The organism is Mycetocola sp. (assembly GCF_046716805.1).
Taxonomy (GTDB): Bacteria; Actinomycetota; Actinomycetes; order Actinomycetales; family Microbacteriaceae; genus Mycetocola_A.
This window is the reverse complement of record NZ_JBKJWH010000120.1, coordinates 1-24855: the sequence shown is the minus strand read 5'-3', so window position 1 is coordinate 24855 and position 24855 is coordinate 1. Positions and strand designations below refer to the sequence as shown.

At 63.8% G+C, this 24855-nt stretch carries 37 protein-coding genes; 36 read left to right on the top strand and 1 reads right to left on the bottom strand.

The annotated features are described in order from the left end of the window. The 25 genes from ACLQ62_RS09590 to ACLQ62_RS09470 all read left to right on the top strand — a co-directional run. The coding region (locus ACLQ62_RS09590; protein ID WP_411721405.1) for an EF-Tu/IF-2/RF-3 family GTPase at nucleotides 1–485 on the top strand (485 nt) is incomplete at its 5' end. Between the two features lie 635 nt (nucleotides 486–1120). Next, nucleotides 1121–1429, top strand: a complete 309-nt coding sequence (gene rpsJ / locus ACLQ62_RS09585; RefSeq protein ID WP_005050520.1) for a 30S ribosomal protein S10 — start codon at nucleotides 1121–1123, stop codon at nucleotides 1427–1429. A gap of 23 nt (nucleotides 1430–1452) precedes the next feature. After that, a complete protein-coding gene (rplC, locus tag ACLQ62_RS09580) occupies nucleotides 1453–2109 on the top strand; it encodes a 50S ribosomal protein L3 (protein ID WP_411721404.1) in 657 nt (218 codons plus the stop codon). A gap of 4 nt (nucleotides 2110–2113) precedes the next feature. Next, complete coding sequence (rplD, locus tag ACLQ62_RS09575; RefSeq protein ID WP_411721403.1) at nucleotides 2114–2812, top strand: 50S ribosomal protein L4; 699 nt, start codon at nucleotides 2114–2116, stop codon at nucleotides 2810–2812. Nucleotides 2813–2814: 2 nt separating this feature from the next. Beyond that, nucleotides 2815–3114: a 50S ribosomal protein L23 gene (gene rplW / locus ACLQ62_RS09570; protein WP_411721402.1), complete on the top strand. Its 300-nt coding sequence runs from the start codon at nucleotides 2815–2817 to the stop codon at nucleotides 3112–3114. A gap of 17 nt (nucleotides 3115–3131) precedes the next feature. After that, on the top strand, nucleotides 3132–3971 hold the full coding sequence (gene rplB / locus ACLQ62_RS09565) for a 50S ribosomal protein L2 (RefSeq protein ID WP_090712280.1): 840 nt from the start codon (nucleotides 3132–3134) through the stop codon (nucleotides 3969–3971). Nucleotides 3972–3983: 12 nt separating this feature from the next. After that, nucleotides 3984–4265: a 30S ribosomal protein S19 gene (gene rpsS, locus ACLQ62_RS09560; protein ID WP_090712282.1), complete on the top strand. Its 282-nt coding sequence runs from the start codon at nucleotides 3984–3986 to the stop codon at nucleotides 4263–4265. 25 nt (nucleotides 4266–4290) lie between these two features. Then, nucleotides 4291–4656, top strand: a complete 366-nt coding sequence (gene rplV / locus ACLQ62_RS09555) for a 50S ribosomal protein L22 (protein ID WP_090712284.1) — start codon at nucleotides 4291–4293, stop codon at nucleotides 4654–4656. After that, entirely contained in the window at nucleotides 4656–5411 is a 756-nt protein-coding gene (gene rpsC, locus ACLQ62_RS09550) for a 30S ribosomal protein S3 (RefSeq protein ID WP_090712286.1), read from the top strand. The genes rplV and rpsC overlap by 1 nt, the downstream gene beginning before the upstream one ends. A 2-nt stretch (nucleotides 5412–5413) precedes the next feature. Further along, the gene (gene rplP / locus ACLQ62_RS09545; RefSeq protein ID WP_090712289.1) at nucleotides 5414–5833 is read left to right on the top strand and encodes a 50S ribosomal protein L16; all 420 of its coding nucleotides are present in this window, start codon (nucleotides 5414–5416) and stop codon (nucleotides 5831–5833) included. Next, nucleotides 5833–6156 (top strand): 50S ribosomal protein L29, encoded by a 324-nt coding sequence (gene rpmC, locus ACLQ62_RS09540; protein ID WP_411721401.1) that lies wholly within the window; start codon nucleotides 5833–5835, stop codon nucleotides 6154–6156. The genes rplP and rpmC overlap by 1 nt, the downstream gene beginning before the upstream one ends. Continuing rightward, a complete protein-coding gene (gene rpsQ / locus ACLQ62_RS09535) occupies nucleotides 6156–6470 on the top strand; it encodes a 30S ribosomal protein S17 (RefSeq protein ID WP_090712293.1) in 315 nt (104 codons plus the stop codon). The genes rpmC and rpsQ overlap by 1 nt, the downstream gene beginning before the upstream one ends. A gap of 34 nt (nucleotides 6471–6504) precedes the next feature. After that, nucleotides 6505–6873, top strand: a complete 369-nt coding sequence (rplN, locus tag ACLQ62_RS09530; protein WP_090712295.1) for a 50S ribosomal protein L14 — start codon at nucleotides 6505–6507, stop codon at nucleotides 6871–6873. 2 nt (nucleotides 6874–6875) lie between these two features. Continuing rightward, a complete protein-coding gene (gene rplX, locus ACLQ62_RS09525) occupies nucleotides 6876–7235 on the top strand; it encodes a 50S ribosomal protein L24 (RefSeq protein ID WP_090712297.1) in 360 nt (119 codons plus the stop codon). After that, complete coding sequence (rplE, locus tag ACLQ62_RS09520) at nucleotides 7235–7822, top strand: 50S ribosomal protein L5 (protein ID WP_411721400.1); 588 nt, start codon at nucleotides 7235–7237, stop codon at nucleotides 7820–7822. Before rplX ends, rplE begins: the two co-directional genes overlap by 1 nt. Nucleotides 7823–8067: 245 nt before the next feature. Next, a complete protein-coding gene (rpsH, locus tag ACLQ62_RS09515; protein WP_196833374.1) occupies nucleotides 8068–8466 on the top strand; it encodes a 30S ribosomal protein S8 in 399 nt (132 codons plus the stop codon). 6 nt (nucleotides 8467–8472) lie between these two features. Next, nucleotides 8473–9009, top strand: coding sequence for a 50S ribosomal protein L6 (gene rplF / locus ACLQ62_RS09510; RefSeq protein ID WP_411721399.1), 537 nt, complete (start codon nucleotides 8473–8475; stop codon nucleotides 9007–9009). 2 nt (nucleotides 9010–9011) lie between these two features. After that, nucleotides 9012–9371 (top strand): 50S ribosomal protein L18, encoded by a 360-nt coding sequence (gene rplR / locus ACLQ62_RS09505; RefSeq protein WP_090712305.1) that lies wholly within the window; start codon nucleotides 9012–9014, stop codon nucleotides 9369–9371. Next, nucleotides 9368–10090, top strand: coding sequence for a 30S ribosomal protein S5 (gene rpsE, locus ACLQ62_RS09500; protein ID WP_411721398.1), 723 nt, complete (start codon nucleotides 9368–9370; stop codon nucleotides 10088–10090). Before rplR ends, rpsE begins: the two co-directional genes overlap by 4 nt. Next, nucleotides 10090–10272 (top strand): 50S ribosomal protein L30, encoded by a 183-nt coding sequence (gene rpmD / locus ACLQ62_RS09495; RefSeq protein ID WP_297362679.1) that lies wholly within the window; start codon nucleotides 10090–10092, stop codon nucleotides 10270–10272. Before rpsE ends, rpmD begins: the two co-directional genes overlap by 1 nt. Next, nucleotides 10272–10958, top strand: coding sequence for a 50S ribosomal protein L15 (rplO, locus tag ACLQ62_RS09490; RefSeq protein WP_411721397.1), 687 nt, complete (start codon nucleotides 10272–10274; stop codon nucleotides 10956–10958). Before rpmD ends, rplO begins: the two co-directional genes overlap by 1 nt. 161 nt (nucleotides 10959–11119) lie before the next feature. Beyond that, nucleotides 11120–12442, top strand: a complete 1323-nt coding sequence (secY, locus tag ACLQ62_RS09485) for a preprotein translocase subunit SecY (protein WP_411721396.1) — start codon at nucleotides 11120–11122, stop codon at nucleotides 12440–12442. After that, the gene (locus ACLQ62_RS09480; protein ID WP_411721395.1) at nucleotides 12439–13023 is read left to right on the top strand and encodes an adenylate kinase; all 585 of its coding nucleotides are present in this window, start codon (nucleotides 12439–12441) and stop codon (nucleotides 13021–13023) included. The genes secY and ACLQ62_RS09480 overlap by 4 nt, the downstream gene beginning before the upstream one ends. Nucleotides 13024–13031: 8 nt before the next feature. Further along, on the top strand, nucleotides 13032–13859 hold the full coding sequence (gene map / locus ACLQ62_RS09475; protein WP_411721394.1) for a type I methionyl aminopeptidase: 828 nt from the start codon (nucleotides 13032–13034) through the stop codon (nucleotides 13857–13859). Between the two features lie 31 nt (nucleotides 13860–13890). Next, nucleotides 13891–14775 (top strand): aminodeoxychorismate lyase, encoded by an 885-nt coding sequence (locus tag ACLQ62_RS09470; RefSeq protein WP_411721393.1) that lies wholly within the window; start codon nucleotides 13891–13893, stop codon nucleotides 14773–14775. Nucleotides 14776–14941: 166 nt separating this feature from the next. Here ACLQ62_RS09470 and ACLQ62_RS09465 read toward each other — a convergent pair whose 3' ends face one another. Continuing rightward, the gene (locus ACLQ62_RS09465; protein ID WP_411721392.1) at nucleotides 14942–16846 is read right to left on the bottom strand and encodes a BglG family transcription antiterminator; all 1905 of its coding nucleotides are present in this window, start codon (nucleotides 16844–16846) and stop codon (nucleotides 14942–14944) included. A gap of 231 nt (nucleotides 16847–17077) precedes the next feature. Here ACLQ62_RS09465 and ACLQ62_RS09460 point away from each other — a divergent pair, with 231 nt between their 5' ends. From ACLQ62_RS09460 to rpoA, 11 genes are all read left to right on the top strand, one after another. After that, nucleotides 17078–17434, top strand: a complete 357-nt coding sequence (locus tag ACLQ62_RS09460; protein ID WP_411721391.1) for a PTS sugar transporter subunit IIB — start codon at nucleotides 17078–17080, stop codon at nucleotides 17432–17434. Then, nucleotides 17427–17693 carry an HPr family phosphocarrier protein gene (locus ACLQ62_RS09455; protein WP_411721390.1) on the top strand — a complete coding sequence of 89 codons (267 nt, stop codon included), beginning with the start codon at nucleotides 17427–17429 and terminating at the stop codon, nucleotides 17691–17693. Before ACLQ62_RS09460 ends, ACLQ62_RS09455 begins: the two co-directional genes overlap by 8 nt. Before the next feature lie 64 nt (nucleotides 17694–17757). Beyond that, the gene (ptsP, locus tag ACLQ62_RS09450; RefSeq protein WP_411721406.1) at nucleotides 17758–19374 is read left to right on the top strand and encodes a phosphoenolpyruvate--protein phosphotransferase; all 1617 of its coding nucleotides are present in this window, start codon (nucleotides 17758–17760) and stop codon (nucleotides 19372–19374) included. Then, entirely contained in the window at nucleotides 19371–20954 is a 1584-nt protein-coding gene (locus ACLQ62_RS09445) for a PTS mannitol transporter subunit IICB (RefSeq protein ID WP_411721389.1), read from the top strand. Before ptsP ends, ACLQ62_RS09445 begins: the two co-directional genes overlap by 4 nt. After that, nucleotides 20951–21391 carry a PTS sugar transporter subunit IIA gene (locus ACLQ62_RS09440; protein ID WP_411721388.1) on the top strand — a complete coding sequence of 147 codons (441 nt, stop codon included), beginning with the start codon at nucleotides 20951–20953 and terminating at the stop codon, nucleotides 21389–21391. The genes ACLQ62_RS09445 and ACLQ62_RS09440 overlap by 4 nt, the downstream gene beginning before the upstream one ends. Further along, entirely contained in the window at nucleotides 21388–22533 is a 1146-nt protein-coding gene (locus tag ACLQ62_RS09435; protein ID WP_411721387.1) for a mannitol-1-phosphate 5-dehydrogenase, read from the top strand. Before ACLQ62_RS09440 ends, ACLQ62_RS09435 begins: the two co-directional genes overlap by 4 nt. Before the next feature lie 146 nt (nucleotides 22534–22679). Further along, nucleotides 22680–22901 carry a translation initiation factor IF-1 gene (gene infA / locus ACLQ62_RS09430; protein WP_111720612.1) on the top strand — a complete coding sequence of 74 codons (222 nt, stop codon included), beginning with the start codon at nucleotides 22680–22682 and terminating at the stop codon, nucleotides 22899–22901. A gap of 82 nt (nucleotides 22902–22983) precedes the next feature. After that, nucleotides 22984–23097: a 50S ribosomal protein L36 gene (gene rpmJ, locus ACLQ62_RS09425; RefSeq protein ID WP_090712353.1), complete on the top strand. Its 114-nt coding sequence runs from the start codon at nucleotides 22984–22986 to the stop codon at nucleotides 23095–23097. Between the two features lie 185 nt (nucleotides 23098–23282). After that, nucleotides 23283–23657, top strand: coding sequence for a 30S ribosomal protein S13 (gene rpsM, locus ACLQ62_RS09420; protein ID WP_411721386.1), 375 nt, complete (start codon nucleotides 23283–23285; stop codon nucleotides 23655–23657). A gap of 43 nt (nucleotides 23658–23700) precedes the next feature. Continuing rightward, complete coding sequence (rpsK, locus tag ACLQ62_RS09415; protein WP_018191944.1) at nucleotides 23701–24099, top strand: 30S ribosomal protein S11; 399 nt, start codon at nucleotides 23701–23703, stop codon at nucleotides 24097–24099. A gap of 126 nt (nucleotides 24100–24225) precedes the next feature. Beyond that, on the top strand, nucleotides 24226–24855 hold a 630-nt coding region (gene rpoA / locus ACLQ62_RS09410; RefSeq protein ID WP_411721385.1), incomplete at its 3' end, for a DNA-directed RNA polymerase subunit alpha.

The window sequence follows — 24855 nt, the reverse complement described above, 5'->3', positions numbered from 1 at the left end:
GTGGAACTCTCCCGATCAACTCCGAGGTCGAGATCGTCGGCATCCGCCCGACGCAGAAGACCATCGTCACGGGTATCGAGATGTTCCACAAGCAGCTCGACGAGGCATGGGCCGGCGAGAACTGTGGCCTCCTGCTCCGCGGCACCAAGCGTGAAGACGTTGAGCGCGGCCAGGTTGTCGTCAAGCCCGGATCTGTGACTCCTCACACCAACTTCGAGGGCACGGCCTACATCCTGTCCAAGGACGAGGGTGGGCGTCACAACCCGTTCTACGCGAACTACCGCCCGCAGTTCTACTTCCGCACCACCGACGTCACCGGCGTCATCACGCTGCCCGAGGGCACCGAGATGGTCATGCCTGGCGACACCACCGAAATGACCGTTGAGCTGATCCAGCCCATCGCCATGGAAGAGGGCCTCGGCTACGCAATCCGTGAGGGTGGCCGCACCGTCGGTGCCGTTACCGTCACCAAGGTTCTCAAGTAACTCGAACCTGTAGCTCCTGAAGAAGGGCCCGGCCGAAAGGCCGGGCCCTTTTTGCGTGCCAGCGGGGGACACCCGAACTGGGGGACCGCCCTGACCGGGAAAAAGATGTGAAGCATCCTCAGGTCTGGCACTCTGGAGTCAGCCGTGACGACACCCCCTCGGTCACGACCACCGGCGGCCCCACCCCCCTCAGGGGCCGCCGGCTGGGGCATCACGAGCGCGGCTTGCAGCCTCATCCCGCATGCGACCTCTCGCGTCGCCCGCCGCGACACGCCCGGGTTGCACAATGGCTCTCTTTCTGTCAGACTGCTCTAGTTCAACATTTCTCGTGCGTGCCTTCGCGCCGTCCGGGAATCACTGCCAGGCAGTGCATAGGTCACGTTCGAAATCGAGCAAGCAAACCTAGGCCGCGGGCAGCAGAACATCGACTTGGTCGACAATCCCCAACACTGGCGCAGGCCGCAATCGCAGGGTATTTCTGCGTGCGCGAGCCGGGCAGGCACGGGGACGGCGGCAAAGACTTGACAGTAAAACAGTGGTGCGACAGCAAGTAGTGCCCAGCGTTGTCCTCAACGCTAAGAAGCGCGTCCAATGCGAAGGAATTCGTAAGACGCAAGACAGAGAGCGAGTCAAAAATGGCGGGACAAAAGATCCGCATTCGACTTAAGTCATATGATCACGAGGTCATTGACACCTCGGCGCGCAAGATCGTCGACACGGTAACCCGCGCGGGTGCCACAGTTGTCGGCCCGGTGCCGCTGCCGACGGAGAAGAACGTGGTGTGTGTCATCCGTTCTCCCCACAAGTACAAGGACAGCCGGGAGCACTTCGAAATGCGCACCCACAAGCGTCTGATCGACATCATTGACCCGACGCCCAAGGCCGTCGACTCGCTCATGCGACTCGACCTGCCGGCCGACGTCAACATCGAGATCAAGCTCTGAGCTGGATAGGGACTAGGGAACGAATGTCTACCCAGAACAAGACCAGCAAGGGTCTGCTCGGCAAGAAGCTTGGCATGACTCAGGTCTGGGACGAGAACAACAAGCTCGTGCCAGTGACCGTTATCGAGATCACCCCGAACGTCGTGACGCAGATTCGCACACCTGAGGTTGACGGCTACAACGCGGTTCAGATCGCCTATGGCCAGATCGACCCCCGCAAGGTGAACAAGCCGGACGCAGGACACTTCGACAAGGCAGGCGTCACGCCTCGCCGCCACGTCACCGAGGTTCGCACCGCTGACGCCGGCGACTACACCCCGGGCCAGGAGCTCACCGTGAATGGCACGTTCGAGGCCGGCCAGAAGGTCGACGTCGTCGGAACCAGCAAGGGTAAGGGTTTCGCCGGTGTGATGAAGCGCCACAACTTCAAGGGTGTCTCCGCATCCCACGGTGCCCACCGCAACCACCGCAAGCCCGGTTCCATCGGTGCTTCGTCGACCCCGAGCCGTGTCTTCAAGGGCATGCGCATGGCCGGTCGCATGGGTGGAGAGCGCGTCACCGTGCTCAACCTGCACGTCCACTCGGTTGACGCCGACAAGGGCCTGCTGCTCGTCAAGGGGGCCGTTCCCGGCGCTCGTGGCCGCATCGTTTTCGTCCGTAACGCAGTGAAGGGAGCGTAGTTAGATGACCGACACAACGAGCACCGCAACGCTCGACGTTCTCGACACGAAGGGCAAGAAGTCCGGCACTGTCGAACTGCCCGCCGAGTTGTTCGACGTTCAAACCAACGTTCCGCTGATTCACCAGGTCGTCGTCGCGCAGCTCGCTGCCGCACGCCAGGGAACCCACAAGACCAAGCGTCGTGGCGAGGTTTCCGGTGCAGGACGCAAGCCGTTCAAGCAGAAGGGAACCGGTCGCGCTCGTCAGGGCTCGATCCGCGCCCCTCAGATGACCGGTGGTGGCATCGTCCACGGTCCGCAGCCGCGTGACTACTCGCAGCGCACCCCCAAGAAGATGATCGCCGCCGCCCTCCGCGGAGCGCTCTCCGACCGGGCCCGTGGCGCACGTATCCACGTCGTCGAAACCCTCGTGATCGCTGAAGAGCGTGTCACCAAGGCCGCCGTGGACTACCTGGCAACCATCGCCACCTCTCCTCACGTGCTCGTCGTTCTCGAACGCGCCGACGTTGAGAGCTACAAGGCGGTTCGCAACATCCCAACCGTTCACGTCATCAACCATGACCAGCTGAACGCCTACGACGTGCTGGTGGCAGACGACATCGTCTTCACCAAGGCAGCTTTCGACGCTTTCGTCGCCGGCCCCGCCAAGGGCAAGTCGGTCACGGCTGTCGCTTCGTCTGCTGACGTCACTGAGGAGGCCTAGCCATGACCAACATCAACAAGGACCCGCGCGACGTCATCATCTCGCCTGTCGTATCAGAGAAGAGCTACGGCTTGATCGACGAGGGTAAGTACACCTTCGTCGTCGACCCGGGAGCGAACAAGACCGAGATCAAGCTCGCCATCGAGAAGATCTTCAACGTCAAGGTCGACTCCGTCAACACTCTGAACCGCACCGGCAAGACCCGTCGTACCAAGTTCGGCATCGGCAAGCGCAAGGACACCAAGCGCGCCATCGTGACGCTCAAATCCGGTTCCATCGACATCTTCACGGCTGTCGGCTAGGAGCGTAAGGAAAAACTATGGCTATTCGTAAGTACAAGCCCACGACCCCAGGTCGCCGTGGATCGAGCGTCGCTGATTTCGCTGAAATCACGCGTTCGACCCCCGAGAAGTCGCTGCTGCGGCCGCTCTCGAAGACCGGTGGTCGCAACAACCAGGGCCGCATCACGACCCGTCACATCGGTGGTGGCCACAAGCGCCAGTACCGCGTCATCGACTTCCGTCGTAACGACAAGGACGGCGTCAACGCCCGCGTCGCTCACATCGAGTACGACCCCAACCGCACGGCGCGTATCGCGCTGCTGCACTTCGTCGATGGCACCAAGCGCTACATCCTCGCTCCCAACAAGCTCTCACAGGGCGACGTTGTCGAGTCGGGTGCCGGTGCCGACATCAAGCCAGGCAACAACCTGCCGCTGAAGAACATCCCGACCGGTACCGTCATCCACGCAATCGAATTGCGTCCGGGTGGAGGCGCCAAGATGGCTCGTTCCGCGGGCGCATCGGTTCGTCTCGTCGCCAAGGACGGCATCTACGCGCAGCTCCGGCTGCCGTCGGGTGAAATCCGCAACGTCGACGCTCGTTGCCGCGCAACGATCGGCGAGGTCGGCAACGCCGAGCAGTCGAACATCAACTGGGGAAAGGCCGGCCGCAAGCGCTGGAAGGGCGTTCGCCCGACCGTCCGCGGTGTCGCCATGAACCCGGTCGACCACCCACACGGTGGTGGTGAGGGCAAGACCTCCGGTGGACGCCACCCGGTCAGCCCGTGGGGCCAGAAAGAAGGCCGCACACGCCACCCGAACAAGGAAAGCGACAAGCTCATCGTTCGTCGCCGTACCGCCACCAAGAAGCGTAAGTAGGAGTTGTAGAAGATGCCACGCAGTCTTAAGAAGGGCCCCTTCGTTGATGACCACCTGCTCCGCAAGGTGGTTCGCGCGAACGAGGCCAAGAGCAAGAACGTCATCAAGACCTGGTCGCGCCGTTCGATGATCGTCCCGGCAATGCTGGGACACACCATCGCGGTGCACGACGGTCGCAAGCACATCCCGGTGTTCGTCACCGAGACGATGGTCGGGCACAAGCTCGGCGAGTTTGCACCCACCCGCACCTTCCGTGGACACGTGAAGGATGACAAGAAGGGTCGTCGCCGCTAACGCGGTGACGAAAAGGAGGAGAGAAATGGTGGAGTCAGTCGCACGCGTGCGTCACATCCGCGTCACCCCCATGAAGGCCCGCCGCGTCGTCAACATGATCCGCGGAAAGCAGGCCGCTGAGGCCCTGGCCATTCTGAAGTTCGCACCGCAGGGTGCGTCAGAACCCGTCTACAAGCTGGTCGCCTCTGCCATCGCGAACGCTCGCGTCAAGGCAGACAAAGACAACCAGTTCCTGGACGAGCAGGACCTGTACATCGCCAAGGCATTCGTTGACGAGGGCGCAACCCTCAAGCGTTTCCAGCCGCGTGCCCAGGGCCGCGCATTCCAGATTCTGAAGCGCACCAGCCACATCACTGTTGTGCTCGCCACTCCTGAGGAGGGTACGAAGTAATGGGTCAGAAAGTAAACCCGTACGGCTTCCGCCTCGGCATCACCACCGACCACGTGTCGCGTTGGTTTGCCGACAGCACCAAGCCGGGCCAGCGTTACAGCGACTATGTCGCCGAGGACGTCAAGATCCGTCGACTGCTGGGCACCTCGCTTGACCGCGCCGGTGTTTCGCGCATCGAGATCGAGCGCACCCGTGACCGTGTTCGCGTCGACATTCACACTGCCCGTCCGGGCATCGTGATCGGTCGCCGCGGCGCCGAGGCGGAGCGTATTCGCACCGACCTCGAGAAGCTCACCGGTAAGCAGATCCAGCTGAACATCCTCGAGGTCAAGAACCCCGAGGCTGACGCTCAGCTGGTCGCGCAGGGTATCGCCGAGCAGCTCTCCGCACGTGTGGCTTTCCGCCGCGCAATGCGTAAGGGCCTGCAGGGCGCTCAGCGCACGTCCACCGTCAAGGGTGTTCGTATCCAGGTCTCCGGCCGCCTTGGCGGCGCCGAGATGAGCCGTTCCGAGTTCTACCGTGAAGGCCGTGTGCCGCTGCACACGCTTCGCGCGAACATCGACTACGGCTTCTACGAGGCAAAGACCACCTTCGGCCGCATCGGCGTGAAGGTCTGGATCTACAAGGGCGACATCACCAACAAGGAACTCGCTCGCGAGCAGGCCAACGCCAAGTCGACCCGCCCCGAGCGTAGCGACCGTCCGCGCCGTGCACCTCGTGCAGAGGCTCCTGTCGCAGAAGGGGCAAGCGCCTAATCATGCTTATTCCACGTCGAGTCAAGCACCGCAAGCAGCACCGTCCCCACCGCACTGGCCAGGCCACCGGTGGAACCGTTGTCAGCTTCGGCGAGTACGGCATCCAGGCCCTCACGCCCGCTTACGTGACCAACCGTCAGATCGAGTCCGCTCGTATCGCCATGACGCGTCACATCAAGCGTGGTGGAAAGGTGTGGATCAACATCTACCCCGACCGTCCGCTCACCAAGAAGCCTGCTGAGACCCGTATGGGTTCCGGTAAGGGTTCACCCGAGTGGTGGGTCGCGAACGTCAAGCCCGGCCGTGTGCTCTTCGAGGTCGCCGGCGTCTCCGAGACGCTGGCCCGCGAAGCACTCACCCGTGCAATCCACAAGCTGCCTCTCAAGGCACGCATCATCAAGCGCGAGGAGGGCGACGCATAATGGCGATCGGTTCCAAGGAGCTCACCCCCGTTGAGCTCGACACATTTGAAGACGAACGTCTTGTCGACGAGCTGCGCAAGGCCAAGGAAGAGCTGTTCAACCTGCGCTTCCAGGCCGCCACCGGCCAGCTCGAGACCCACGGCCGCCTGCGTGCCGTGAAGCGCGACATCTCTCGCATCTACACGATCATTCGTGAGCGCGAGCTCGGCATCCGGGCCACCCCGGTTGCCGCAGAGGTGCCTGCCAAGGCTGCGAAGAAAACCAAGAAGAAGGATGCCGCGGCCGACGCAGCACCCGAAACCGAGACTGAGGAGGCCAAGTAATGGCTAAGTCTGACGCTAAGAGCGCAGCACCCGAGGTCGCCGCAGTAGAGGCCCAGGCCGTTGTTCGTGGCTACCGCAAGACCGCACGTGGCTACGTCATCAGCGACCGCATGGACAAAACCATCGTCGTTGAGGTCGAAGACCGCGTAAAGCACCCGCTGTACGGCAAGGTCATCCGCCGCACCTCCAAGAGGAAGGTGCACGACGAGCTCAACGCCGCCGGCATCGGTGACCTCGTCCTGATCAGTGAGACCCGTCCGCTGAGCGCCACCAAGCGCTGGCGCCTGGTCGAGATCCTCGAGAAGGCCAAGTAAGCCTCGCGGCTTGCTTGTCATAAGGAGTTAGAAAATGCTTCAGCAGGAATCCCGAGTAAAGGTCGCCGACAACACCGGCGCCAAGGAGCTTCTCACCATCCGTGTTCTCGGTGGATCAGGACGTCGTTACGCCAGCCTCGGCGACACGATCGTTGCAACGGTCAAGGACGCGATCCCCGGTGGGAACGTCAAGAAGGGTGACGTCGTCAAGGCGGTCATCGTTCGCACCAAGAAGGAAGTCCGTCGTCCGGACGGCTCCTACATCAAGTTCGATGAGAACGCAGCAGTGATTTTGAAGAACGACGGCGACCCCCGCGGTACCCGTATCTTCGGACCGGTCGGTCGCGAGCTTCGCGACAAGAAGTTCATGAAGATCGTCTCGCTGGCACCGGAGGTTATTTAGTCATGGCGAAGATCAAAAAGGGCGACCTCGTCCAGGTCATCTCAGGCCCCACCCAGGCTCGCGGCGGTTCGCGCGGCAAGCAGGGCAAGGTCATCGAGGTGCTGGTCGAGAAGAACCGCGTCATCGTTGAGGGCGTCAACTACGTCACCAAGCACGTCCGTCAGGGACAGAGCCAGCGTGGAACGAAAACCGGTGGGATCGAAACCCACGAGGCTCCGATCCACATCTCGAACGTGGCGCTCGTTGACCCCGAGACCAAGAAGCCGACTCGCGTCGGCCACCGTAATGAGCAAGTAACGAAGAACGGCGTCACCAAGACGGTCCGCGTTCGTTACGCCAAGAAGTCAGGTAAGGACCTTTAATGACTGACACGGCAGTGGCGGCTGGCAAAATCCAGCCCCGCCTCAAGCAGAAGTACAAGGCAGAGCTCCAGGAGCAGCTGCTCAAGGACCTCGGTCTGACCAACGTGCACCAGATCCCGACGCTCACCAAGATCGTCGTGAACATGGGTGTCGGCGAGGCAGCCCGCGACGGCAAGATCATCGATGGCGCCGTCGCCGACCTGACCAAGATCACCGGTCAGAAGCCGCAGATCACGAAGGCCCGCAAGTCGATCGCGCAGTTCAAGCTGCGTGAAGGACAGCCCATCGGAACCCACGTCACGCTTCGTGGAGACCGCATGTGGGAGTTCCTCGACCGCCTGCTGAGCCTCGCGCTTCCTCGTATCCGCGACTTCCGCGGCCTGAGCCCGAAGCAGTTCGACGGTTCAGGTAACTACACCTTCGGTCTGACCGAGCAGTCGATGTTCCACGAAATCGACCAGGACAAGATCGACCGGGTCCGCGGTATGGACATCACGGTCGTCACGACCGCGAAGAACGACGAACAGGGTCGCGCGCTGCTCAAGGCGCTCGGCTTCCCGTTCAAAACCGCTGAGAACCAGGCGTAACAAAGACTCAGCAAAGTGGCGGTATAGTAGGTCGGTTGCTTGCAGCCGGCTTCGATGCCGGAAGCACAACTGAAGAACTTGATCGCCCAGCGGCGCCGGTCAGTCGATTTCCTCGTGTAATCGGGTGGCCGGCGCACTGCGGCGAAAGAGATCAGGGGGGCGGAGCATCCGCTTCACCCCTAACCACCACAGGTCGTCATTCGTGTAACGGGTGAACGAAACCTGGTGAACGAAGGAAATCACCTATGACAATGACAGATCCGGTCGCAGACATGCTGACCAGACTGCGCAACGCGAACTCGGCACACCACGAAACCGTGTCGATGCCGCACTCGAAGCTTAAGTCGCACATCGCCGACATCCTCACTTCTGAGGGCTACATCTCTGGCTGGGAAGTTGCAGACGCTCGCGTCGGCCAGACCCTCACCCTGAACCTCAAGTTCGGCCCGAACCGCGAACGCTCCATCGTGGGCATCAAGCGCGTTTCGAAGCCCGGCCTCCGTGTCTACGCAAAGTCGACGGAGATTCCCAAGGTTCTCGGTGGCCTCGGCGTCGCCATCCTGTCCACCTCCTCCGGTCTGCTCACCGACCGTCAGGCCGAGAAGAAGGGCGTAGGTGGGGAAGTCCTCGCCTACGTGTGGTAGCCACAAATGTCGCGTATTGGAAGACTCCCCATTGAGATCCCCGCAGGCGTCACCGTCGCGGTTGACGGCTCCGTCGTCTCGGTCAAAGGCCCGAAGGGCGAGCTGACGCTCACCGTCGCCAGCCCGATCGAGGCCAAGGTCGAGGACAGCCAGGTTCTGGTCACCCGCCCGGACGACGAGCGTGAATCGCGGTCCCTGCACGGACTCACCCGCACACTCATCAGCAACCAGATCATCGGCGTCACCCAGGGGTACACCAAGGGCCTCGAAGTCGTCGGAACCGGTTACCGCGTGGCGCAGAAGGGCAGCTCGGTCGAGTTCGCTCTCGGTTTCTCCCACCCGGTCCTGATCGACCCGCCTGCCGGCATCACGCTCACCGTTGAGGGCAACAACAAGCTCACGGTGTCCGGGATCGACAAGCAGGCCGTCGGCGAGGCTGCTGCCAACATCCGTAAGATTCGCAAGCCTGAGCCTTATAAGGGCAAGGGTGTGCGTTACGCCGGCGAGATCGTTCGCCGCAAGGCCGGAAAGGCTGGTAAGTAACCATGGCCGTAAAGTCCAAGTCGGCTGCCCGTGACCGTCGTCACGCGCGCCTCCGTAAGAAGATCGACGGAACCGCGGCCCGCCCGCGTCTCGTTGTGACCCGTTCGGCTCGTCACGTATTCGTCCAGGTCGTTGACGACAGCAAGGGTTTCACCCTCGCGTCGGCATCCACCCTCGAAGCTGACCTCCGTACCTTTGACGGTGACAAGACCGCCAAAGCCAGGAAGGTCGGCGAGCTCGTTGCAGAACGCGCGAAGAGCGCCGGCATCGAAGAAGTCGTTTTTGACCGAGGTGGTAACCGTTACGCGGGTCGCGTTGCGGCAATCGCCGAAGGTGCTCGAGAGGGTGGGTTGAACCTGTGAGTGAAGCAAGCAAGGTTGAGGCCGTTACCGCGGACCAGCCAGTCGAAAAGCCGGTTGAAACCGCTGCAGGCACCGAGAGCTCCGGGCGCGTTGACGCACGTGGCGACCGCGGTAGCCGCGGTGGCCGTGGCGAACGTAACCAGGGTCGCGAGCGCAACAGCCGCGACGCAGACAAGAGCCAGTTCCTCGAGCGCGTTGTCACCATCAACCGCGTGTCCAAGGTCGTCAAGGGTGGTCGTCGCTTCAGCTTCACCGCGCTCGTCGTCGTTGGAGACGGAAACGGTCTCGTCGGTGTCGGCTACGGCAAGGCCCGTGAAGTACCGCTGGCCATCTCGAAGGGCGTCGAAGAGGCAAAGAAGAACTTCTTCCGCGTGCCCCGCGTCGGCTCCACCATCCCGCACCCCGTCCAGGGTGAGGCTGCTGCCGGAGTCGTCCTCCTGCGTCCGGCTGCTGCAGGTACCGGTGTTATCGCCGGTGGTCCTGTCCGTGCCGTGCTCGAGTGCGCAGGCATCCACGACGTCCTGAGCAAGTCGCTCGGTTCGTCGAACACGATCAACATCGTTCACGCCACCGTCACGGCGCTGAAGATGCTCGAAGAGCCCCGCGCCGTTGCTGCTCGCCGTGGCAAGGAGTACTCCGAGATCGCTCCTGCCAAGCTGCTGCAGATCGAGGCTCAGGCCGCTGCCAAGGCTGCGGCTTCCGCAAAGGTAGGTGCCTGATGGCTCAGCTGAAGATCACGCAGACCAAGTCCAAAATTAGTGAGAAGCAGAACCAGCGCGACACGTTGCGCAGCCTGGGACTGAAGCGCATCGGCGCTGTTGTCGTCCGTGAGGACAACAAGCAGAACCGTGGCTACGTCAACACTGTTGCTCACCTCGTAAAGGTTGAGGAGATCGACTAATGGCGATCGACAAGAAGGACGTCACTGAGGAGACCGCTCAGAAGGCTCCCGCGAAGAAGGCGCCCGCCAAGGCTGCTGCAGACAAGGCTCCGGCCAAGGCCGCCGCCAAGAAGGCTCCGGCCAAGAAGGCTGCTGCCCCGAAGGACTCGGCCACGGTCGAGACCGCCGCGGCAGACGCGCCGAAGGCTGCTGCCAAGAAGGCTCCGGCCAAGAAAGCTCCGAAGAAGGAAGAGGAAGTGACCCCTCGCGCCCAGGTGCTCAAGGTTCACCACCTCCGTCCGGCTGAGGGCTCCAAGAAGGCACGCCAGCGTGTCGGTCGTGGTGAAGGCTCGAAGGGTAAGACAGCCGGTCGCGGTACCAAGGGTACGAAGGCTCGCAACACGGTTCGCCCTGGTTTCCAGGGTGGACAGCTTCCGCTGCACATGCGTGCTCCGAAGCTGCGCGGGTTCAAGAACCCGTTCCGGGTCGAGTACCAGGTCGTCAACCTCGAGAAGCTTGCCGAGCTTTACCCGAAGGGCGGCGACGTCACCGTCTCCGACCTCGTGGCCAAGGGCGCCGTTCGCAAGAACGAGAAGGTCAAGGTCCTCGGAGATGGCGACATCACCGTGAAGCTGACGATCTCCGTAGACAAGGTCTCCGGGTCGGCTGAGCAGAAGATCGTCGCCGCTGGCGGTTCTGTAAAGTAATTCCACAGACGCCGGTCCGTCCGTCGCGCACAGCGAACGGGGCACCGATTGTTCGACGGGCCCGGTAATCGAGTAGATTCGATTGCCGGGCCTGTTTGATGACTGGACCATTTACCGGCACCAAGAGCTGAATTCCCCAGCTCGAAACCAGGAGGCCTTTTTTGTTTAGCGCCGTTGCGCGGATCTTCCGCACACCAGACCTTCGCCGGAAGATCGGGTTCACACTGGGCATCATGGCCCTGTACCGCCTCGGGTCGTTCGTACCCGCGCCGTTCGTCGACTTCGGGAACGTCCAGTCCTGCCTCGAGCAGAACCAGGGCACCTCCGGCCTCTATGAGCTTGTCAACCTGTTCTCGGGTGGCGCCCTGCTCCAGCTGTCGATCTTCGCGCTGGGCATCATGCCGTACATCACGGCCTCGATCATCGTGCAACTGTTGCGCGTGGTCATCCCTCACTTCGAAACGCTGCACAAGGAAGGCCAGTCAGGCCAGGGCAAGCTCACGCAGTACACCCGCTACCTGACGATCTTCCTCGGTATCCTGCAGTCGACGACGCTGATCACCGTGGCGCGAAGCGGCGCCCTCTTCGGCACGAACACGAGCGCCGAGTGCAGTCAGCTGCTGACGAACGACACCTGGTACGCCGTGCTGCTCATGGTCATCACCATGACCGCGGGTACCGGCCTGATCATGTGGTTCGGTGAGATGATCACCGAGCGCGGCATCGGCAACGGGATGTCACTCCTCATCTTCACGTCGATCGCCGCCACCTTCCCCGGCTCGCTCCTCGCGATCGCGCAATCCAAGGGCTTCGACACGTTCCTCCTCGTCCTCGCCGTCGGCCTCGTCATCATGATGGCTGTCGTCTTCGTCGAGCAGTCCCAGCGTCGCATCCCGGTGCAGTACGCGAAGCGGATGGTCGGACGGAGGACGTTCGGAGGCAACAACACCTACATCCCCATCAAGGTGAACATGGCCGGCGTCATCCCCGTCATCTTCGCCTCCTCGCTGCTGTACCTCCCCGCGCTGATCGCCCAGTTCAACACCCCTGCCGCAGGGCAGGAGCCCGCAGGCTGGGTCACCTGGATCACCACCTACCTCACCAGCGGAGACCACCCGCTGTACATGGCGCTGTACTTCCTGCTGAACGTCGGCTTCACCTACTTCTACGTCGCGATCACCTTCAACCCCGAAGACGTCGCCGACAACAAGAAGAAGTACGGCGGGTTCATCCCCGGCATCCGTGCCGGCCGGCCGACCGCTGAGTACCTCGACTACGTGCTGACCCGCGTGACGCTGGCTGGTGCTCTCTACCTCGGCTGCATCGCGCTCATCCCGCTGATCGCTCTCGCCCTGGTCGGTGCCAACCAGAACTTCCCGTTCGGCGGCGCGAGCATCCTCATCATCGTGGGTGTCGGACTCGAGACGGTCAAGCAGATCGACGCCCAGCTGCAACAGCGTCACTACGAAGGGCTCCTGCGGTGAGCGCACGTCTGCTGATCGTCGGCCCCCCAGGAGCCGGTAAGGGGACGCAGGCGGCCGTCCTCGCTGACGCGCTCGGAATTCCGGCCATCTCCACCGGCGACATCTTTCGTGCCAACATCAAGCAGGGAACCGAGCTCGGCCTCAAGGTGCAGGAGATCGTGTCATCCGGCGGTTACGTGCCCGACTCGCTGACCAACGCGATCGTGCAGGACCGGCTGCACCAGCCGGATGCTCTCGACGGTTTCCTGCTGGACGGCTACCCGCGGACCGCTGACCAGGTGGCAGAACTCGACCGGATCCTCGCGGAGACCGGCTCGGAATTGAACGCCGTCGTGCAGCTCGTCGCCGACCCGGACGAGGTTGTCACGCGGCTGCTCAAACGCGCTGCCGAGCAAGGCCGCTCCGACGACACCGAAGAGGTCATCCGTCACCGCCAGAACGTCTACCACGAGCAGACCGAACCGGTGATCGCCGCGTACAAGTCCCGTGGCATCGTCGTCGAGGTCGACGGCCTCGGCGCGGTCGACGAGGTCAGTGCCCGGGTGCGTTCGGCGCTGACCGGCCACGGGATTGCGTTCTGATTCTCCCGATGCTTCGCAAATCGATCTACAAGTCACCGGCTCAACTGCGGCTGATGCTCGAGCCCGGCCGGGTCACCGCCGCGTCGCTCGTCGCCGCTCGGGAAACCCTGCGCGTCGGCGCGACAACAGCCCAGGTCGATGCGGCCGCCGAGAAAGCGATTCTCGCCCTGGGAGGGTCGCCGAACTTCAAACTCGAAGCCGGCTACTTCCACACGATCTGCGCGTCGGTGAATGAGGACGTGGTTCACGGCATCCCGAACGATCGGCCCCTCGAACCCGGCGACATCGTCTCCATCGACAGCGGCGCGATCCTCGGCGGATGGAACGGCGACGCCGCAATCAGCGTCGTGCTGCCCGACCCGGCGCGCCCCGAGCTCGTCGCCGAACGGCAGAAACTGTCGGACGTGACCGAAGGCTCGCTCTGGGCCGGAATCGCCCGGCTCGCCACTGCGTCCCACCTCAATGAGGTCGGCGACGCCGTGCAGGGCTACGTCGAGGACCGCGGAACGTACGGCATCCTCACCGACTACGTCGGACACGGCATCGGTCGTGCCATGCACGAAGCCCCGCCCGTCTTCAACTACCGCGTGCGGCAGAAAGGCCCGGAGGTCAAACCCGGACTCGTCGTGGCGATCGAACCGATGGTCGTTCTCGGCAGCATCGACACGCACACCAGGGATGACGACTGGACCGTCGCAACGGACGACGGCTCTGCCGCCGCTCACTGGGAGCACAGCGTCGCCGTGCACAAGGACGGCATCTGGGTCCTGACTGCCGAAGACGGCGGCGCCAGCGGTCTCGCGCCGTTCGGTATCACACCAGCGCCCATCGCCTGACCCGCTCCTGCGCCGCGCTAGGGTCGAGTCCATGACGACGCCACAGGTTCTCCTCCTCGATCCGCTCCCTGCGGACGCCGACGCGGGCGACGAAGCGGTCCTCGCCTCGCTTCGCTTCGTGCCTCCGACGGAGCCGATCCTCACCGCCTTCGACGCCGGTGCAGGCCGGGGCGACGGCGTCTTCGAAACCGTCGGGGTGAGCGGTGGGCGCGCACGCGGCATCGACGCCCACCTGGCCCGCCTGGAGGCATCCGCCCTCAAACTCGACCTCCCCGCCCCGAACCTCGCCCAATGGCGCAGGGGAGTGGATACGGTGCTGGATGCCCTTCCCCCGACCGGCCAGGCCTCGATCCGCCTGGTGATCACCCGGGGGACCGATCCGGCCGGTCCGCCCACCTGCTGGCTCACTGGCACGCCTGTCGCAAGCGACTTCCCGGAGCGGACCGACGGCATCCGCGTGGTGATGCTCAGCCGCGGCTACGCGAACGATGTCGGGGAGGACGCGCCGTGGCTGCTCGTCGGTGCCAAGACCCTGTCATACGCAATCAACATGGCCGCACTGCGCGAAGCGAAACGCCGGGGGGCAGACGACGTCGTGTTCACCTCCACCGACGGTTTCGCACTGGAGGGGCCGACCTCGTCTTTGATCCTCCGGCAGGGGAACACTCTCGTCACCCCGGCCATCCAGCACGGCATCCTCGCCGGAACCACCCAGGCCGATCTGTTCAACTTCCTCGAGGCCGAGGGATTCGAGTGTGTCTATCGCAAAATCTCGGCGGGGGAGTTGCGCCGATCGGATGCCGCGTGGCTGGTCTCCAGCGTTCGGCTCGCCGCCCCGATCACCGCTGTCGACGGCACGGCGATCCCCACGGACCTCGACCTCACCGCCCGGATGAACGCGGCGCTGCTGGCCTGACTCTGCGGCTGTGCTCAGCCGGAGATGGCTGGACGGGTTCGCTGCTGTGCCAGACAGGGCTGGACGGGCCCTTGCCGCTCCAGAAGCGGCTGCACTTCGTCGCGAATCGTGACCGTTTTTGTCGGAGGAAGGTGTTTCCGTGGCAATAACGCGGCATCCGCGCGGGTCAGGAGTCCATCGTGCGGACGAGTTCGTCGATGAAGGAGCCGAAGTCGACCGACTTCTTCACGATCCGCTGGACGTCCTCCCGGTCGGAGAACACCTCGACGAACTGGTCGAACACGCGCTGGAAGCTCGCCCGTTCGCTCGCGCTGAAGGCGATGAACGCGACGACGTTCACCCGGTTCTCGCCCCACGGCATGCTGGTCTCGTTCACGGCGATGGCGATCGACGTGCTCTTTGCCGTCATCGCCATGGCGTGGGGGACCGCGAGGGAATCGGTGAACGCTGTCGACGACATCCGTTCCCGTTCGATCGCCCCGTCCACGTACGCCTCATCGATGATGCCGCGCGCCACCATGAGTGCACCGAGCTGCCGGATCATGCCGGCCTCGTCTTTGGCGCCGACGTTCCGGACGAACAGAGACGCGTCGAAGTACTGCAGCACCTCATCCTTGATCAGCGCGCGCCGGTGCACGCGCCGGAGCCGGCTGACCACCTGGCGCACGCGGTCGGCGTCGCCCTCGGTGAAGAACGGCTGGACGACGACGATCGACTCATCGGGAACGGGCGGCTCGATCGTGGTCAGCACGACGTCGGCGTCGAGGTCCGCCCAGGAGACATCACTGCGCGTCACGACCCGAACCACCTCGACCGCGTCGCCGAGCACCAGCGTGATCCGGTCCCGCAGCAGCAGGTGCATGTCGTAGTAGTTGGGGCAGACGAGCACGCAGCGGAGAAGATCGTCCGACCGGGACCGCTGCTGCAGATGCGCGCCGACATGCATGGCGATGTAGGCGATCTCATCGTCGTTGATTTCCACGTCGCCGTGGGTCTGCAGCCTGCTCGCGATGTACACGGCGAGTTCGTAGATCATCGGGTACGAGGTCTTGATCGACCGTGCCAGCGGATTCCGGGAGTACGAGTGCTCGTGCGCCCGGCGGAGGAGGTTCTGCACATGCAGCGTCAGTCGGGTGATGAAGTCCTCGTCGGACAGGTCGACAAGGTACTCCTCGCCGGCATTCAGCACGATGGTGCGCACGACGTCGAGGTCCGCCTGGTTCAGGTAGCGGGAATCGGCGACGTCCTCCGTCCTTCTTGCCGCCCGGGTGATGATGAGGTAGACGAGGTAGTCGATATCTGCAGGCCCGAGCGGGATGCCGAAATGCGTCGCGATGAGAGCGGACAGTGCCGCGGGGACGCCATCGGCGGGTTCGGCGGCCGGGCTCTCCGGTTCGGGCACCGGCCGGTTCTTTGAGACGCGATCCACCGCTATGGCGATGTGGAGAAGGACGTTGTCGATCCCGTAATCGTTGAGCGAGTAGTTCCGCTCGCTGAGCATGTCGATCAGGTCGGTTTTGAACGCGCTGAGGCTCTGGGAGGAGAATTCCCGCTGGATGGCCTCGAGCTCGATCATGCCCCGCTCGGTCTCCTCGCGGAACATGCGGGACAGCAGCCGACGGCGAGCCAGCTCGGTGCCCTCGAGGGCGACGGTGCTTCCGCGCCGGGCAAGGGACAACTCCGCCTCAGAGAGCAGCAACCGTACCCGGGCCAGATCCGATTCGATCGTCGACTCCGAGACGAACAGGCTGTCAGCCAGGTCGAAAACGTTGAGCCCGTCGGGGCTGTCGACGAGCCGGCGGACGATGCTGTACAAGCGGTCCCCGGGAGTCTCCGACGATCCGAGCCCAGCCCTCGACCGGAACGCCGCATAGCCGTCGGCGGAAATCCGATACCCGCTCGGTCCGGCTTCGACGACCGTGTTCGGGGCGGCCCGTGCCTTGACGGAGGTCACGTAACTGCGGATGCTGCGCGGCGTGACCCCGAGGACGTCGGCGAGCTCTCCGGCCGTGACCCAGGTGCCTGCCCGGGAAAGGTAGGTGAGGATCCGATCTTGTCTGTCGCGTGTCATGGTGCAGGCTCCTTCAGGCGCCCGGCCGGCGGAAAACATCCGCGGCAGAAACGTCTGAATCGAGTCAATCACTAGTTCCGCCGCGAGGAGCTGAGAAAACGGCGTTTTCCGCTGGGGCGGAAAGCTTCATGGTGGCGAGCGTCGACGCGTCGGCGGGAGAATTCTCGAGAGCCCGTGTTTCTCCCGGGCGTCAACGACGGCACGAAACGGAACGGCAACGGAGGCGGATCGATGAGAATCCTCGTGGTGTGTGGCGCTGGGGCGTCGAGCACCTTCGTTGCGCTTCGCATCCGCAAGACCGCCCAGGCCCGATCGCTTCCCGTCACCGCTGAAGCCTGCCCGCTGGATTTCCTTGCCGCGCGGCTTCCCGGCGCCGCCGTCGTCCTGCTCGGCCCGCACCTCGGCGACCGGCTGGACGCCGTGCGCTCCACCGCCGCGCAAGCCGGCGTCGCCGTCGTCGTACTCCCCGACACCATCTTCTCGTCGCCGTCCGGCGACGAAGCCCTCGACCTCGCCCTGGATGCTGCAGGGGCGATGTCGCCACAGGGGGAACCACAACGCAGCGACGGAGGACCTACCCATGGCTGAACGCACCGTTCGAATCGGATCGTCACACGGGCTGCACGCGCGCCCGGCAAAGCTCTTCACTCAGGCCGCCAGCAAATCGGGCTCGAAAGTCACCGTCGCGAAGGGCAGCGGCTCGCCCGTCAACGCGGCCAGCATCCTCGCCGTCATCTCCCTCGGCGTCGACCACGGCGACTACGTCACCCTCACCGCCGACGGAAACAACGCCGAACAGGTTCTCGACGAACTCGTCGAACTGCTGGTGACCGACCATGACGAGTAACGTCTCGACAATGCTCCAGGGCACCGGAATCGGCCAGGGTGTCGCCATCGGCGTCGTCGCGCGGATGTCAGATCCCCTGCCCGCTCCAGCGGATGTTCCGAGCACGCGGTCGCAGGCCGAGGAAACGGAACGCGCGCGCACCTCCCTCGGTATCGTCGCCCGCGAACTCGAATCGAGGGGGCAGGCCGCCGGCGGCGCCGCGCGCGACGTCCTCGAGGCCCAGGCCATGATGGCCGAGGACCCGATGCTCTCCGAGGCCGTCGACGAGGCGCTCGCCGCAGGCAAAACCGCCGAGCGGGCCGTGTTCGAAGCCTTCGCGACCTTCCGGAACCAGCTTGCCGCCATGGGCGGATACCTGGGCGAACGCGCCGCCGACCTCGACGACGTCTCACAGCGCGTCATCGCCGACCTCGGCGGAGTGGCGGCACCGGGCGTACCCAGCCCCGAGCATCCGTTCGTCCTCGTCGCCCGCGACCTCGCCCCGGCCGACACCGCCATGCTCGACCTCGACAAAGTACTCGGCCTCATCACGAGCGACGGCGGCCCCACTTCGCACACCGCGATCCTCGCCCGTGAGAAGTCGATCGTCGCCATCGTCGGAACCGCGGATGCCACGGGGCTGGCCGACGGCACGCTCGTCATCCTCGACGCCGCATCCGGCACCGTGATCGCGAACCCGACCGACGAGCAGACGACCGACGCCGAGCGGCGCATCGCCGAACGACAGGCCGCGGCCGTCGCACCGGTCACCCCCGGCGCGCTCGCCGACGGCACAACGATTCCCCTCCTGGCCAACCTGGGCTCGTCCGCCGGGGCGCAGGCCGCTGCCGACGCCGGCGCCGAGGGCGTCGGACTGTTCCGCACCGAATTCCTCTTCCTCGACGCCGGCGGATCAGCACCGACCGTCGAGCAGCAACGCGAACACTACGTACGCCTGCTCCAGGCGTTTCCCGGCAAGAAGGTCGTCGTGCGGGTGCTCGACGCGGGTGCAGACAAACCGCTGCCCTTCCTCAACGATGCCCACGAAGAAAACCCGGCGCTCGGTCTCCGGGGCCTCCGCGCGCTGCGAGCCAGCGAGGACATCCTCCGGGAGCAGCTCACGGCACTGGCGCAGGCGGATGCTCAGACCGAGGCGGAACTGTGGGTGATGGCTCCCATGGTCTCCACCGTCGAGGAGACACGGTACTTCGTCGCCCTCGCCCGCGAGTATGAAATCAGGACCGCCGGCGTCATGGTCGAGGTCCCGTCGCTTGCCCTCCTCGCTCCCCAGGTGATGGCCGCGAGCGACTTCGCGTCGATCGGAACCAACGACCTCACCCAGTACACGCTCGCCGCCGACCGGATGCTCGGATCGGTCGCCGCCCTGCAGGACCCGTGGCATCCGGCTGTCCTCCGCCTCGTCGGAGAGGTCGGCGCCGCGGGAGCAACCGCAGGCAAGCCGGTCGGGATCTGCGGCGAAGCCGCAGCCGATCCGCTCCTCGCCGTCGTGCTCGTCGGGCTCGGGGCGACCAGCCTGTCCATGTCCACCCCCGCCCTGACCGACGTCAGGGCGTCCCTTCTGCGTTACACCCTCGACGAGGCTCGACACCTCGCCCAGATCGCCCTGGCCGCCGATGGTGCGGCCGAATCACGAGCTGCGGTAGCCACCGCTGCTCACACCCTGAAAGAGGCACAATCATGACAACGACGTCGACTCCCAAGAAGCCGGGAGGGGCCCGGGTCCGCGTTCAGCGATTCGGAACCTTCCTCTCCGGCATGGTGATGCCCAACATTGCAGCGTTCATCGCGTGGGGCCTCATCACCGCGTTCTTCATCGCGACCGGCTGGCTGCCGAACGGCATCCTCGGCGGATTCGGTGATGCGGACGTCATCGGCTGGCAGGGTGCGGCCACCGCGCTCGCCGAGGCCGAGGACGGCACAACCTTCCAGCGCTACGTCGGACTCGTCGGCCCGATGATCACGTACCTGCTTCCCCTGCTCATCGCCAACACCGGTGGACGGATGATCTACGGCGAACGCGGCGGCGTGGTCGGAACGATCGCGACGATGGGTGTCATCGTCGGAAGTTCGATCCCGATGTTCATCGGAGCGATGATCATGGGCCCGCTCGCTGCATGGCTGATGAAGAAGGTCGACAGCATCTGGGAAGGCAAGATCAAAGCCGGCTTCGAGATGCTCGTGAACAATTTCTCGGCGGGCATTCTCGGTGCGATCCTCGCGGTCGTCGCGTTCTTCGGCATCGCGCCGATCATCACGACGCTGAGCTCGCTGCTCGAGGGCGCGGTGAACTGGCTGGTCAGCCTGGGACTCCTCCCGCTGGTCAGCATCTTCGTCGAACCGGGCAAGATCCTCTTCCTCAACAACGCCATCAACCACGGCGTCTTCACCCCCCTGGGCGTGCAGCAGGTGGAGGAAACCGGCAAGAGCATCCTGTTCCTGATCGAGGCGAACCCAGGCCCCGGTCTCGGCATCCTGCTCGCGTACTCCTTCTTCGGGCTGGGAATCGCCCGTGCGAGTGCCCCAGGCGCCATCATCATCCACTTCTTCGGCGGGATCCACGAGATCTACTTCCCGTACGTGCTGATGAAGCCGGCCCTGCTGCTCGCCGTCATCGCGGGCGGAATGTCGGGTGTCGCCACCAACGTCCTGTTCCAGACCGGGCTGCGCGCGCCTGCCTCTCCCGGCAGCATCATCGCCGTGCTCATCCAGACCGAGCGGAACAGCTACCTCGGCGTCATTCTCTCCGTGCTCATCGCGGCCGGTGTGTCGTTCCTCGTCGCGTCGATCATCCTGCGGGCATCGCGCAAGCGTGACCTCGCAGCAGGCAACACGGGAGACATGAGCGAGGCCGTCGCTGCGACCGAGGCAGCAAAGGGCAAGAAGAGCTCCGTGCTCGGCGGCCTGGTGTCAGAGGGAACGACAGAGACCGGTTCGGCGGGTGGCACGGCGACGTCCACCCTCGTACGGAACATCGTGTTCGCGTGTGACGCGGGAATGGGCTCGAGCGCGATGGGTGCATCCGTTCTGCGCAACAAGATCAAGAAGGCCGGCATCGACGGGGTGACGGTGACCAACCAGGCCATCGCGAACCTCGCCGGCGACGCGGACCTCGTGATCACCCATCAGGATCTCACCGACCGGGCCCGGGAGAAGTCACCGAACTCGCAGCACATCTCGGTCGACAACTTCATGAACAGCCCGAAATACGATGACGTCGTCGAGATCGTCAAGCGCAACAACACCCAGGGGGGAACCGCATGACCGACAACATCCTGACACCCGCGAACGTCGTGGCCCGAGGGTCAGCAACGACGAAGGAGGAGGCGATCCGCGAAGCGGGCGGCCTGCTCGTCTCCGCCGGCGCCGTTAGCCCGAAGTACATCGACGCGATGCTCGAACGCGAGGCATCGGTGTCGACCTACATGGGCAACTACCTCGCCATCCCGCACGGAACGAACGAGGCGAAGGATGCGATCACCCGGTCGGCGCTGTCTCTCGTGCGATACGCGAACCCGATCGACTGGGACGGCGAGCAGGTGAGATTCGCGGTCGGCATCGCCGGGCTCAACAACGAGCACCTGGACATCCTGTCGAAGATCGCCATCGTCTTCTCCGACGAGGACGAGGTGCAGAAGCTGATCGACGCGGCAGACGCGAACGAACTGTTCGCGCTGCTCGAGGAAGTCAACGCAGAATGAAAGCCGTTCACTTCGGTGCAGGCAACATCGGTCGAGGATTCGTCGGTCTGTTGCTCCACGACGCCGGCTACGAGGTGGTCTTCGCCGATGTGAATGCGGAGCTCATCGACGCGCTCAACGCGTCGACGAGCTATGAGGTGCACGAGGCCGGTGAGGGTGGGGGAGTCCGCACCGTCACCGGCTACCGTGCGATCAACAGCGCAGGCTCGGAGAACGAGCTGATCGCCGAGATTCAGACGGCGGATGTCGTCACCACCGCGGTCGGACCCAACGTTCTGAAATTCGTCGCGCCGGTGATCGCCCGGGCGCTCGCACTGCGGGACCCAGGGTTGCCGCCGCTCGCCGTGCTGGCCTGCGAGAACGCCATCAATGCCACCGACCTGCTGAAAACCGAGGTGCAATCGAGCGTCGGCCCGGAGGAATGGGAAGCGCTCGCTCCCCGCGCCGTCTTCGCGAACACCGCCGTCGACCGCATCGTGCCAGGACAGGACCCAGCCGCGGGCATCGACGTCACGGTCGAAGCCTTCTTCGAATGGGTCATCGAGTCCACGCCGTTCGGCGAGGCGCATCCGGACATTCCCGGCGCCACCTTCGTGGATTCACTCGGCCCGTACATCGAGCGCAAACTGTTCACCGTCAACACAGGACACGCGACCGCCGCTTACTACGGTTTCGCAGCGGGAATCGACAAAATCTCGGATGCCCTCGCCGACCCTGACGTCGCGGATGCTGTCCGCCTCGTCCTCGAGGAGACCAGCGCGCTCCTCATGGCCAAGCATGGCATCGACCCGGATGTGCAGCGCGCATACCGCGAGAAAATCCTCGCGCGGTTCGCCAACCCGCATCTGCCCGACACCGTGCAGCGGGTGGGCCGTCAGCCGCTCCGGAAGCTGTCGAGGAACGAGCGGTTCATCGGTCCGGCCGCCGAACTGGCCGAACGGGGGATCCCGCACGCGGCACTTCTCGACGCCGTGGGCAAAGCTCTGCGCTTCGATGTGGCCGACGATGAGCAGAGCGTCGAGATGCGCTCGCTGCTGAGCGAACTGGACGCTCCGGCTTTCGTTGGACGCGTGATGGGGCTCGCTTTCGAGCATCCGCTGTTCAACGAACTGGTCTCCGTCGTCTCGGCGTCGCGCGACTAGTCGCCAATTGGCGAAATCCCGCCCATTAACATAGGATTGTCCGTTGGTGCTTTGTGCACGCTTTCGGCGTGTTCTCCATTCGGAGCAAGCAGTACCACAATCCATCCGCACGACCAGTGCGAACTACCTTGAGCGACAGTGAGTGTATGGCCAAAAAAGACGGTGTCATCGAGATCGAAGGCGCAGTAGTCGAAGCTCTGCCCAACGCGATGTTTCGCGTTGAGCTGACCAACGGCCACCGCGTTCTTGCCACGATTAGCGGCAAGATGCGTCAGCACTACATCCGCATCCTCCCTGAGGACCGCGTGATCGTTGAGCTCAGCCCATACGATCTGACCCGCGGCCGGATCGTTTACCGCTACAAGTAGGACGCGCTGTAAGTAACGGCCTGAGTACTCCCGCGTTTGCGTGGGAGGTCCAGGCACGACGACAGCGAAAAGAGAGAAACTCATGAAGGTCAACCCCAGCGTCAAGAAGATCTGCGACAAGTGCAAAGTCATTCGTCGCAACGGACGCGTCATGGTCATCTGCGACAACCCGCGCCACAAGCAGCGTCAGGGTTGATTGAGCAATCCGGCACGCTTGCCGGATCAGTCGAAATCTGATCACCGGATCTCGACAAGCTCGATCACCGCGATACCAGCAACAACATATCGGCAGTTCCAGAACTCGATCGAGGGACACCTCGGGTCGGAGGCCCGGGCACAGGAACTGCTCCACACCTCCACTAACTCCTAGGAGAAGCCACCATGGCACGTCTCGCCGGCGTAGATATTCCCCGCGATAAGCGCGTGGAAATCGCACTGACGTACATTTACGGTGTTGGACGCACGAGGGCCGTTACGACCCTCGCCGACACCGGAATCGATGGAAACATCCGAGTGAAGGACCTCAGCGACGACCAGCTGATCCAGCTCCGCGACTACATCGAAGGCAACTACAAGGTAGAGGGTGACCTCCGCCGTGAAGTGCAGGCCGACATCCGCCGCAAGGTTGAGATCGGCAGCTACGAGGGCATCCGCCACCGTCGCGGCCTGCCCGTCCGTGGTCATCGCACCAAGACCAACGCTCGCACCCGCAAGGGCCCGAAGCGCACCGTAGCCGGCAAGAAGAAGGCTCGCTAGGCCCTCGGCCTCGAGTCTCGCCAGGAAGATTTAGGAGAAATCAATGGCTGCACCCAAGTCGGCTGCTCGCAAGCCGCGTAAAAAAGAGAAGAAGAACATTGCTGTGGGCCAGGCCCACATCAAGTCGACCTTCAACAACACGATCGTGTCGATCACGGACACCACTGGTGCCGTAATCAGCTGGGCGTCCTCCGGTGGAGTTGGCTTCAAGGGTTCGCGCAAGTCGACCCCGTTCGCCGCTCAGCTCGCCGCAGAATCGGCAGCCCGCCAGGCGCAGGAACACGGTATGAAGAAGGTTGACGTCTTCGTCAAGGGTCCCGGTTCAGGCCGCGAGACCGCGATCCGCTCACTCCAGGCCGCTGGCCTCGAGGTCGGTTCGATCAACGATGTCACCCCGCAGGCGCACAACGGTTGCCGCCCGCCGAAGCGTCGCCGCGTTTAAGCCATCACTTCTGGTCGATTGAGCAGTGCCTTCCGGGCGCTGCTCAATCGCCCGTTGACGAACACAACTTCATACCTCGCCATTGCAAGTGTCATATAGCGGACACTTAGCCGAAAGGAATTCATAGTGCTTATTGCACAGCGCCCAACGCTCACCGAAGAGAACATTTCAGAGTTCCGCAGCCGGTTCGTGATTGAGCCCCTGGAGCCTGGCTTCGGTTACACCCTCGGAAACTCCCTCCGTCGCACCCTGCTTTCCTCGATCCCGGGCGCTGCTGTAACCAGCATCCGTATCGACGGCGTGCTGCACGAGTTCAGCACCATCCCCGGTGTGAAAGAGGATGCCACCGAAATCATCCTCAACATCAAGGGCCTCGTCGTCTCGAGCGAGCACGATGAGCCGATCACCGCGTACCTGCGCAAGACCGGCGCAGGCCAGGTCACCGCAGCCGACATCTCGGCTCCGGCCGGCGTCGAGGTGCACAACCCGGATCTCGTTATCGCCACCCTGAACGACAAGGCGAAGTTCGAACTCGAACTGACCATTGAGCGTGGCCGTGGTTACGTCTCCAGCACCCAGAACCGCATCGAGTTCTCCGAAGCCGGCCAGATTCCGGTCGACTCGATCTACTCGCCCGTGCTCAAGGTGACCTATCGCGTCGAGGCAACTCGTGCCGGAGAGCGCACTGACTTCGATCGCCTCGTCGTTGACGTGGAGACCAAGTCGGTCATCTCGCCGCGCGACGCCATCGCATCC

Bases quoted from the DNA above. Each gene is read 5' to 3' on its own strand.
- ACLQ62_RS09470 (WP_411721393.1), top strand. From the start codon at position 13,891: ATGACGACGCCACAGGTTCTCCTCCTCGATCCGCTCCCTGCGGACGCC.
- rpsK (WP_018191944.1), top strand. From the start codon at position 23,701: ATGGCTGCACCCAAGTCGGCTGCTCGCAAGCCGCGTAAAAAAGAGAAG.
- rpsH (WP_196833374.1), top strand. From the start codon at position 8,068: ATGACAATGACAGATCCGGTCGCAGACATGCTGACCAGACTGCGCAAC.
- rpsM (WP_411721386.1), top strand. From the start codon at position 23,283: ATGGCACGTCTCGCCGGCGTAGATATTCCCCGCGATAAGCGCGTGGAA.
- ACLQ62_RS09440 (WP_411721388.1), top strand. From the start codon at position 20,951: ATGACCGACAACATCCTGACACCCGCGAACGTCGTGGCCCGAGGGTCA.
- rplF (WP_411721399.1), top strand. From the start codon at position 8,473: ATGTCGCGTATTGGAAGACTCCCCATTGAGATCCCCGCAGGCGTCACC.
- rplC (WP_411721404.1), top strand. From the start codon at position 1,453: ATGTCTACCCAGAACAAGACCAGCAAGGGTCTGCTCGGCAAGAAGCTT.
- rplD (WP_411721403.1), top strand. From the start codon at position 2,114: ATGACCGACACAACGAGCACCGCAACGCTCGACGTTCTCGACACGAAG.
- rpsJ (WP_005050520.1), top strand. From the start codon at position 1,121: ATGGCGGGACAAAAGATCCGCATTCGACTTAAGTCATATGATCACGAG.
- ACLQ62_RS09455 (WP_411721390.1), top strand. From the start codon at position 17,427: ATGGCTGAACGCACCGTTCGAATCGGATCGTCACACGGGCTGCACGCG.
- ACLQ62_RS09465 (WP_411721392.1), bottom strand. From the start codon at position 16,846: ATGACACGCGACAGACAAGATCGGATCCTCACCTACCTTTCCCGGGCA.
- rplN (WP_090712295.1), top strand. From the start codon at position 6,505: ATGCTTCAGCAGGAATCCCGAGTAAAGGTCGCCGACAACACCGGCGCC.
- ptsP (WP_411721406.1), top strand. From the start codon at position 17,758: ATGTCAGATCCCCTGCCCGCTCCAGCGGATGTTCCGAGCACGCGGTCG.
- rplB (WP_090712280.1), top strand. From the start codon at position 3,132: ATGGCTATTCGTAAGTACAAGCCCACGACCCCAGGTCGCCGTGGATCG.
- ACLQ62_RS09445 (WP_411721389.1), top strand. From the start codon at position 19,371: ATGACAACGACGTCGACTCCCAAGAAGCCGGGAGGGGCCCGGGTCCGC.
- rpmD (WP_297362679.1), top strand. From the start codon at position 10,090: ATGGCTCAGCTGAAGATCACGCAGACCAAGTCCAAAATTAGTGAGAAG.
- rplP (WP_090712289.1), top strand. From the start codon at position 5,414: ATGCTTATTCCACGTCGAGTCAAGCACCGCAAGCAGCACCGTCCCCAC.
- ACLQ62_RS09460 (WP_411721391.1), top strand. From the start codon at position 17,078: ATGAGAATCCTCGTGGTGTGTGGCGCTGGGGCGTCGAGCACCTTCGTT.
- rpsC (WP_090712286.1), top strand. From the start codon at position 4,656: ATGGGTCAGAAAGTAAACCCGTACGGCTTCCGCCTCGGCATCACCACC.
- ACLQ62_RS09435 (WP_411721387.1), top strand. From the start codon at position 21,388: ATGAAAGCCGTTCACTTCGGTGCAGGCAACATCGGTCGAGGATTCGTC.
- map (WP_411721394.1), top strand. From the start codon at position 13,032: ATGCTTCGCAAATCGATCTACAAGTCACCGGCTCAACTGCGGCTGATG.
- rplR (WP_090712305.1), top strand. From the start codon at position 9,012: ATGGCCGTAAAGTCCAAGTCGGCTGCCCGTGACCGTCGTCACGCGCGC.
- rpmJ (WP_090712353.1), top strand. From the start codon at position 22,984: ATGAAGGTCAACCCCAGCGTCAAGAAGATCTGCGACAAGTGCAAAGTC.
- rpsQ (WP_090712293.1), top strand. From the start codon at position 6,156: ATGGCTAAGTCTGACGCTAAGAGCGCAGCACCCGAGGTCGCCGCAGTA.
- rplO (WP_411721397.1), top strand. From the start codon at position 10,272: ATGGCGATCGACAAGAAGGACGTCACTGAGGAGACCGCTCAGAAGGCT.
- rpmC (WP_411721401.1), top strand. From the start codon at position 5,833: ATGGCGATCGGTTCCAAGGAGCTCACCCCCGTTGAGCTCGACACATTT.
- rpsS (WP_090712282.1), top strand. From the start codon at position 3,984: ATGCCACGCAGTCTTAAGAAGGGCCCCTTCGTTGATGACCACCTGCTC.
- rplV (WP_090712284.1), top strand. From the start codon at position 4,291: ATGGTGGAGTCAGTCGCACGCGTGCGTCACATCCGCGTCACCCCCATG.
- rplW (WP_411721402.1), top strand. From the start codon at position 2,815: ATGACCAACATCAACAAGGACCCGCGCGACGTCATCATCTCGCCTGTC.
- rplX (WP_090712297.1), top strand. From the start codon at position 6,876: ATGGCGAAGATCAAAAAGGGCGACCTCGTCCAGGTCATCTCAGGCCCC.
- infA (WP_111720612.1), top strand. From the start codon at position 22,680: ATGGCCAAAAAAGACGGTGTCATCGAGATCGAAGGCGCAGTAGTCGAA.
- rplE (WP_411721400.1), top strand. From the start codon at position 7,235: ATGACTGACACGGCAGTGGCGGCTGGCAAAATCCAGCCCCGCCTCAAG.